This is a genomic window from Mesorhizobium album (genome assembly GCF_033977205.1).
Lineage (GTDB): Bacteria > Pseudomonadota > Alphaproteobacteria > Rhizobiales > Rhizobiaceae > Mesorhizobium > Mesorhizobium album.
The window spans coordinates 1-661 of the sequence record NZ_JAVIIW010000156.1; the positions used below are offsets into that span (position 1 = coordinate 1).

The following is a 661-nucleotide window of genomic DNA, read 5'->3' on the forward strand; positions in this document are numbered from 1 at the left end:
CGAGGTGCCGAATTTCTGGCCGAGCCCCTTGACCAGTTCGACGATGCCGGCCTCGACGGTGACGTCGAGCGCCGTCGTCGGCTCGTCGAGCAGGAGCAGCGCCGGCTTCGATAAGAGCGCCATGGCAATGACGATGCGCTGCTGCTGGCCGCCGGAAAGCTGGTGCGGATAGGAGCGCATCATGCGCTCCGGGTCGGGCAGCTTCACGGCACGGACCATCTCCAGCGCCCGCTTGTAAGCCTCCTCCTTCGACACCTTGTCGTGGATCAGCGGCACTTCCATCAGTTGCTGGCCGACCTTCATCGCCGGATTGAGGCTCGCCATCGGCTCCTGGTAGATCATGGCGATCTTGTTGCCGCGTATGGTGCGAAGCTCCTCCTCGGACATCTCGCCCATGTCCCTGCCCTGGAACTTGATCCGCCCGCCGACGATCTTCCCGATGTTGGAGAGGTCGCGCATGATGCCGAGCGACACGGTCGACTTGCCGCAGCCGGATTCGCCGACGATGCCCATCGCCTCACCGGGCATGACCGTGCAGGAAAAGTCCATAACCGCCGGGATCTCGCCCTTGCGGGTGAAGAAGGAGATCGAGAGGTTCTCGATCTCGATGATCGGTTGAGCCGGATCTCGAACTGCCTCGTTCATGGGTCGCTCCAATCCT

Annotated in this window: 1 protein-coding gene; it reads right to left on the reverse strand. The window is 62.9% G+C overall.

Annotated elements, in window-relative coordinates:
* Window positions 1–645, reverse strand: a 645-nt coding sequence (locus RFN28_RS34695; RefSeq protein ID WP_320291609.1) for an ABC transporter ATP-binding protein, incomplete at its 3' end; no start/stop codon positions are given.
* Window positions 646–661: the final 16 nt, after the last annotated feature.